Source organism: Raineya orbicola, assembly GCF_002843425.1.
GTDB classification, from domain to species: Bacteria; Bacteroidota; Bacteroidia; order Cytophagales; family Thermonemataceae; genus Raineya; species Raineya orbicola.
In genome coordinates, this window is record NZ_NKXO01000063.1 from 1 (window position 1) to 8,444 (window position 8,444).

General features: G+C 38.2%; 4 protein-coding genes. 2 read left to right on the forward strand and 2 right to left on the reverse strand.

Annotated elements, in window-relative coordinates; translation table 11 throughout:
- Positions 1–395: 395 nt before the first annotated feature.
- Together Rain11_RS13170 and Rain11_RS13175 are read right to left on the reverse strand one after the other, a co-directional pair.
- On the reverse strand, positions 396–1,121 hold the full coding sequence (locus Rain11_RS13170; protein ID WP_101359835.1) for a glycosyltransferase family 2 protein: 726 nt from the start codon (positions 1,119–1,121) through the stop codon (positions 396–398).
- Positions 1,122–1,209: 88 nt separating this feature from the next.
- Entirely contained in the window at positions 1,210–5,556 is a 4,347-nt protein-coding gene (locus Rain11_RS13175; RefSeq protein WP_101359836.1) for a T9SS type A sorting domain-containing protein, read from the reverse strand.
- Between the two features lie 278 nt (positions 5,557–5,834).
- Here Rain11_RS13175 and Rain11_RS13180 point away from each other — a divergent pair, with 278 nt between their 5' ends.
- Both Rain11_RS13180 and Rain11_RS13185 read left to right on the forward strand, forming a co-directional pair.
- On the forward strand, positions 5,835–6,749 hold the full coding sequence (locus Rain11_RS13180) for a DUF6607 family protein (protein ID WP_101359837.1): 915 nt from the start codon (positions 5,835–5,837) through the stop codon (positions 6,747–6,749).
- Entirely contained in the window at positions 6,746–8,374 is a 1,629-nt protein-coding gene (locus tag Rain11_RS13185; RefSeq protein ID WP_101359838.1) for a TonB-dependent receptor plug domain-containing protein, read from the forward strand. The genes Rain11_RS13180 and Rain11_RS13185 overlap by 4 nt, the downstream gene beginning before the upstream one ends.
- Positions 8,375–8,444: the final 70 nt, after the last annotated feature.

Sequence of the window (8,444 nt, forward strand, 5' to 3'; positions counted from 1 at the left end):
GTCAATTTGTGGTCTGGAATTATTGCCTACAAATTCCTAGATAAAAAGCCCACTATTAGAGATTTTCAAGAAAAAAATCTACTTACAAATTTTGAACTTTTTCAAGATATTGCCGCTTAACTCACGTAAAGTTAATATAAATTTTTGTATCAGTGGGATAATTTTTTGAAAGAGATTACCCCCTAATTATTGCAAGCACACCCTGTAGAAAAACAAACGGGCAAAAAATGTTGAAAAATAGAACATTAAAAGCATAGAAGTCCTAAAAAATTTCTGATGAATCTATGTATGGACGGGTATAGTCGCCTATACCCTTTTAGATAGAAAACCCTCTATCAAAAACTTCTACAAGAATAATGACACAATTTTACTTTACAAAGAAATCACAGCATAACTCACGTTAATTTTAACATACCATATTTCAAGATACAATAAATTGCTCTAAAACCATCTTTCCAATTGATTTTTTTCCCTTCGGCGTAGGTTCTGCCGTAATACGAAATACCTACCTCATAAATACAAATATTTGGAATACGTGCTATCTTGGCGGTTACTTCGGGTTCAAAACCGAAACGATTTTCTCGCAACTGAATGCTCTGTATAATAGGAGTTTTGAACATTTTGTAACAAGTTTCCATATCTGTAAGATTGAGATTCGTGAACATATTGGAAAGAAAAGTCAGAAATTTATTACCAATGGAATGCCAAAAAAATAGAATTCTATGCGGATTCCCCCCCATAAATCTACTACCATACACAACATCAGCAAAACCCTCTACAATAGGTTGTAAAAGCAAATTGTATTCGCGTGGGTCGTACTCCAAATCAGCATCTTGTATGACAAGAAAATCGCCCGTTGCTTTTTGGATACCTGTTCGCAAAGCCGCCCCTTTACCTTGGTTTTTCTCGTGCCTGAAATATTGAATATTACATTCGGGGTATTTTTTCTGATAATTTAAGATAACTTCCTCCGTATTATCTTTGGAACAATCATTTACCACAATAATTTCTTTTGAAATATCATTTATCAAATGTACCGTTCTTACTTTATCCAAAATAAACTCTATGGTTTTGGCTTCATTGTAAGCAGGTATGATAACAGAAAGAGTTTGATTAGTCATAAATTGTTATATGTACTTTTGCGATGAAATCATAACATCTGCAAAGGTAACAAAAAAGGAAGTTTCAGTGGAAACTTCCTTTGAATTTTTACTTTATTACAACTTTCTGCTGGTAAATTTTCCTTTCAGTTTGAATTTGGGCAATGTATATGCCTTTACTTAAAAGATTATGCAGTTGTGTATCAACTCTACCCAATTCGTTCGTTCTGATAATTTGCTCAAATATTATTCTCCCCAAAGCATCAGTAATGGTGAGTTTGCCATTTTCAAAAGGAGTACTTTGTAGAGTAATTAAAACAGCCTCTCCATTGCTGGGATTCGGAATTACAAACATTCCTTCGGCAAAGGCGTCTATTAAATTTATCGCCCGAATTTGCGAATATTCTACACCGCCTTGCACATCAGTGCGTTTCAGGCGATAGTACGAAACACCTTGTAAAGGCAGTTTATCAATCCATTCAAAGTTATCTTGGTTTTCAGACTTTACTATACCAATAGGCTCAAAAATAATACCATTGGCAGAGCGTTCAATAATATGGGTTTCATTATTCACCTTCTGAGCAATACGCCAACGTAAAGTAACAAAAGAATTTTTAGCTTCGGCAGTGAAATCTATCAGGCGTACAGGCAAAGGACGAATTTCACGTACCAACACAAAAGGTGAGAAATTCATCAGACCGATAGCTGTAACACTGCCTATCCCTGTCGTAACCGCAGGTGAGGAGTTCATATAAGGGGCGTCCCAATCTGTGCCGTTCCAATGTTGAGCGGCAATATTATCGGTTTGAGCAGGAGCAAGTGTATTTTCTACACCTCTGTATCTAAAAGTAACATTCGCACCAGGAGCAGGTAGCGGATTAACACTTGAAGTAATATTCCACCATCTATCAATTACATCATTGATAGCTGTAGCCCCCGAAATGCCTGATACATTGGTTACACCTGCCGCCCAAGGAGTATTATCAGAACCTGTGGCACGTGTAGCAATGCAAATCGTAGTATTTGTGTTTGTAAGTTTATTAAACGTAACAGGAATGTACTCAGAAGCAGAAACACCAAAGGGAAAGACATACGCTCCTGTATTTGTACTTGTATTCCAACAAATACGGCTATTGTTGGTAGCGGCATTGGTTTCACTGCGAATGTAAGCATTGTTATTACGCACAATTGCCCCAACGGAAGGATTTTGAATAGTGATAGTGTTGTTATTGAGGTTCAGCTCGCCATTATCCAAAGTAAGCTGATTATTTACCTGAATTCCTGAAAGTAAGGTAACTTGATGAGCAAGTTTATTTATCAGCAGATTAAAGAAATTACCTGTTCCTGTTACTTGCATAGTAGCCGATGTAGGGGTGCCGTTGTGAAGCATACGAACAATTGTATTAGTATTAGCCACTAAATTACCATCTTGTTGGTAGTTGCCGTGAACATTCAAGGAAAACCCATTATTGATCGTAAGGGTAGCACCAGGAGCAATAAGTATATCTCGGGTTTCTGCACCATTAGCGTTAATGATAGGGAAATTCGTAATAGCTCCTCCAGGAATGATAGCATCAATGTTTTGAGTGGGCACGACAGGGCACCAATTCAAAGGGTTGAACCAATCGCTATCGATGAAACCTGTCCAAATAGTAGTAGTTGCCGAACCCAAAGCAAATCCTATACTCAATTGCCCGTAAGAATTGCCTGTACCTTCTTGCACTCTAAACTCAACTGTTGAGGTACTAGTCAGAAGTCCTGACCAAACATTAGGGGTGAAACCCGCCGTTGTACTACTTGCTACTAAACTGCCATTTATCAAAAGTTCGTATCTATCATCTCTGCCAACACTGATATAATAATAACCACAAGGGAAATTAGTTCGTTTCCATACCACAGAGTGATTATCATTGCTTACAGAACAACCATTATAGCCCAAAGAGCCATCAGGCAGAGCGGTGGCAAGTGTTGGGTTCTGATTTTGAGCCCAACGTGTTTGAGAGTTGAAACTGATACTTTTTTCTGTATAGTACCCTCTATACACAGCACTACTCGGATTAGTGATAATTGCCCCATTATAGCAATGAGCAATCCACTCATTTGTACCGAATTCTGAACCTGTAAGTCCCGGATTGATGACCGTAATGGTAATAGTAGCATTTACGGTAGCACAGTTGTTACTTCCTGAAACCGTATAAGTAGTTGTAGTTGTAGGCGAAGCTGTAACGATATGTCCTGTGGTACTGCTCAATCCTGATGCAGGCGACCAAGTGTAAGTATTAGCTCCCGATGCCGTAAGCGTAGTGCTTTCTCCTAGACATATAGTAAGATTGGTAGCAGAAACTGATGTAGTAGGTAAGGGATTAACAGTGATAGCAACATCTCTACTAATACTGCACCCCGAAAGAGGGTCTGTAAAAGTAGCTCTAATTGTTGCAGGATTAGGAGTAGGGGTTACATTAGCGGTAACCGTTGCATTTGTACCACTTGGCGTAATCGTAAAATCACCGGGGGTTCCTGTAACTTGTGTCCAAATAACATTAGAGTTTGCTCCAAATGAATTAAAAGAACCATCAGTATTGTAAAATGCCTGAACGGGTTGTCCATTAGTGGTTATATTGGTTGATGAACCTTGACAAATCGTAACTGCCAAAGGAGAAGTAATAGGAGCAAGAGTGGAAGAAATATCAATCACATCAACAATTAGTCGGGAATTTCCCCCAAATTCTCTCGCTCTAATTTCCACAGTAGACGTAGGACCTAAAAAACCTTCCCAAGCGGTTACATTAGTATTGGAGGCAGTCAATCTTTGCCAAACTAAATTACCATTGATATACAAATAGGCGTAATCGTCGTTTTGTAAAACTCTGATACGGTAGTAAGCACAAGCAAAATTAGTTCGGCGGTAGGTGTAAGAGTGGTTATCTAATGGAATATTGCAACCTACAGGACTCGTATAAGGTAAGCCTGTTGTTCCATTAGCAGAAGAGGGAGTTGAGTTTTGTGCCCAACGTGTGGTAGTATTGAAACTTAAATTATTTTCGGTGTAATACCCAAAATATCTTTGAAAATTATTGCCTTGATAGCAAGCTACGAACCAATGTCCGTTACCAAAAGTACCAGGGTCAGTGGGATTTGGAATTACATTTACGGTTACGGTGGTACTATTGGAAGTACAGCCGTCTGAACCTGTAACGGTATAGGTGGTGGTAGTAGTAGGGGAAGCAATAACAGTTGCTCCCGTAGTAGCACTTAAGCCTGTTGCAGGCGACCAAGTGTAAGTAGTAGCCCCTGTAGCTGTAAGTGTTACTGATTCGCCTATACAGATTGTAGGACTTGCAGGGGTTACGGTTACAGTAGGAGGAGGAGCGAGTGAAACGGTTACGCTCCCTGTTACTGTACAACCCGAACTATGTGTAGCGGTAACCGTATAAACGCCTGTGGCACCGGGAGCTGTTGTTAGTGTCGTACCTGATGGATTGGTTGTAAAACCCGGAGGTCCTGACCAAGTAAAAGTATAATTACCAGCTTGGGCAGGAAGGCGGAAATCAATCGTTTGGTTGGTAGCTGAATTAACTAAATTGATTGTCGCAGAGGTACTCGCACAAATGGGAGGAACAGGAGTAACTATCATATCATTACCTGAAAGAGCTGTGAAAGTTGCTGCAAAACTGCTGCTACTATTAGGAGTGCTATCATCATACCAACGAAATTCTACTTGTGAACCTGCCCCTAAAATACCCCTCCAACGATTGGTACGTGTAGTACCTCCCGTATTAGAGGCTACTACTACGCCATCTACAATCATCTCATAATAATCGGTATGAGTAATATCTACTTGATAGTACGCACAGGCAAAGTTTGTTCTTTTGTAGCTTACTGAATGAAAGTCTATTCCTACTACACAGCCAGTATAGGCATTTCCTCCTGTAGCGTTTGCATTAGAAGGTGTATTTGTACTAGCCCAGCGAGATGTTGAATTAAAGCTTATACTTGTATGTGTATAAAAGCCTTTGTAAGTAGCTGTTCCAAATATGTTTCCTTCAAATACATAAGCAATCCACTCTCCATTTCCAAATACCGCAGGATTGCCCGTAGTAGTAGTTACGGTGATAGCGGCACTTACATTACTACTTACTACCGCAGGACTAGAACTTACCACACGAACACGATAATTTGTGCCATTAGGAGTTCCCATAGGAATAGTAGCGGCTATTGTTCCACTGCCTGTACCTATGAGTGTACCGATATTGACAGGACTTGTAAAACTCCCCGAAGCATCAGAAAGTTGAGCTGTGAATACATTTCCCGAACTAAACGTACCCGTACGTGTGTAAGGGACTAGAATAGGATCACCTGCACAAAGCGTAAGTGGGCTAACCGTACCTACCGTAATAGTTTGGGATAGAGCAATCTGAACACAAAAGAAAGAAACAATTAGTAATAAGTTTTTCATAATATAGAAACTTTCAAAAATATTAAAGTATATCTTTTTATTCTTAATTCTCCAAAAAAGTAATCAAATTCTGTTCCAAAAATTTAAAAACGCTCCTGAAACAAAATATATCCTCTCAAAAATACTTCATAAAAGACACTTGTTTTACCCCCTGAAAAGGGGATTTTGAAAATAAAAAAATCAGAGTAAAAAATATTGGTTTTTATTTGGACTACTTCTAAATAATGCTTTTCTTTGCAAACAAATTTTTAGAATTAGTCTAAATAAACTTTGAGAATATGAAAAAAATACTCATCGCATTAGGTATGTTTTGTGGAATAGAGCCTTGGCTAATGGCTCAGCCCAAAGAAGATAGAAATGCCATCAAACAGATGTGCGGTTGCTATGAAGTAAAGTTCAATTTTGCGGAAACATTTGCCTTTCCCAAAGATGCTTCTACCTATAAACCTTCTGCACAATACCACGAAAAAGCTTTGGAATGGGTGCAAATAGTAGAAGAAAGTCCTCGTAAGATAGTTTTGCAACATATTCTTATTGTTGGAGATACAGGAATTGTGAAGCATTGGCGTCAAGATTGGATTTATGAGAACAGAGAGTTTTTACAATACAATGGTTTTGAAGACTGGCAAAAAATTATTTTACCTAAATCGCAAGTCAGAGGACAATGGGCACAGAAAGTATATCAGGTAGATGATAGCCCTCGCTACGAAGGAACAGGCTCCTGGATACATAAAGACGGCAGACATTACTGGGAGAGTACTGCCTACGCACCTTTACCTCGCCGAGAGTTCACCAAAAGAAATGACTACAACCTGCTGAAACGTCGTAATCGTCATGAAATTACTCATTACGGCTGGCTACACGAACAAGATAATGATAAAATTATTCGTGATACCAAAGGAAATGATTACGTATTAGCCCAAGAAAAAGGCATAGATACCTATACCAAAGTAGATGATAACCGCTGTGCACTAGCTCAGAAGTGGTGGAAAGAAAATCAGGAACTTTGGACAAAAATTCGTAGAAAATGGGATAGCGAATTAGCTCAAAATCAGTATATCAAGTTAAAAAAACGTGTAGATGATAAACCTTTATTTATGCATCTGTTTGCTTTGAAAAATACCGCTACCCAAGACGAAATCAATCGCCTAATTGATACCTTTTTTGAAGTAAGAAAATCACAGCAACAATGAGAAAAAGCTATGCTAAATTATACTTAATAGCAACTAGCTGGATAGGGGTTATTATGCCTGTAATTGCTCAACAATCAGACACTTTGCAAAAAAAGGAAACCGAAATTGAGCAAATTGTAGTTACAGCTACGCGTACAGAACGCATAATAGCCTCTTTGCCGCTACCTACACAAATTGTTTCTGCAAAAACTATTCAGCTGACGGCTCTCAGTAGGCTCAATGAAATTATTCAAGAGCAAACAGGTTTGCTCACTATTCCTGATTTTGGAGGCGGGGAAGGCATACAACTGCAAGGATTAGATGCCGCTTATACAATGATTCTGATAGACGGACAACCCCTCGTGGGGCGTCGTGCAGGCACACTTGATCTTTCTCGCATTACGCTTCATAATATAGAACGTATTGAGATTGTCAAAGGGGCATCTTCATCGTTATACGGATCAGAAGCATTGGCGGGGGTAGTCAATATCATTACTAAAAAAATTCATACGGATAGTATTTTCAAAGGAGGTTGCAGTTACAGAATCGCAAGTTTTGCCACGCACGATGCTTCTGCTACTTTACAAATAGGAAAAAAGAAAATGGGTCTGGATTTATTTGCTAATTATTTTGCCTCAAAAGGCTACAATCTGAGCAATAATGATTATTTGCAAACCGTTGAACCTTTCCAAAACATTACTCTACAACCCAAAATTCAAATCAATATTGCCCCCCAGTGGCAACTTACTTTCAATAATCGTTTTTATTCGCAAAGTCAAGATTATAAGGCTATTATTGCAAACGAAAGAATGAAAGGTGAAACCAAAAGCCAAGAATGGAATCATAGCTTACTTGTAGAGCAGAAAATTAATGATAAATGGAGAATGAATTATGATTTCTATGGCACAAATTTTCGTTTTGATGAGTACCTCAATAATTCACAGAATCAACTTTTTGAGCAAAACTTTTACAATCAGTGGTTTATACGTCCTGAAGTTCGCTCTCATTGGAGGGTGGGGCAAAATACTCTCACCACAGGTATAGGACTTACTTACGAAACTTTGGAAAGAACTTATTTTTCCCAAAAAGCCACTTTACAAGCTCAATATTTATTAGCTCAGTACGAATGGTTTTGGAAAAATAAATGGAATTTTTTAGCAGGTTTTCGGTATGACCATCATTTGCAATATCAATCGCAATGTAGCCCTAAATTAGCCATTAATTACCAGCTCAAAGATAATTGGTTTCTGAAAAGCTCATTGGGCTACGGATACAAGGCTCCCGACTTACGTCAGTTATATTTTGATTTTACAAATAGTGCAGTAGGCTACGCAGTTTTTGGCTACAATGTTGCCGAAAATAAAATACGTTTGCTCCAAGAACAAGGACAAATCGTTTTTGTAAGAGAAGGAGCAGATTTTTCTACGCCGCTCAAACCCGAAAGTTCCTTTAATTACAATCTCGGCACATACTTTGAAAAGAAAACGTGGAGCATAGATTGTAATATTTTCTACAACCAAATTCGTAATCTTATTGATACGCGAGCAGTAGCTCAATTAGCTAACGGGCAAAATGTTTTTTCTTACTTTAACGTGAATTATAAGTCTAACTTATTGTTTTCAAGGGATTTAAATAAAAAAACTTAGGGTAATTGAAAAAATGATTAACTTTGAGTTGTACTTTTTAAATATTTAATCATATGAGTCAATTACCTCT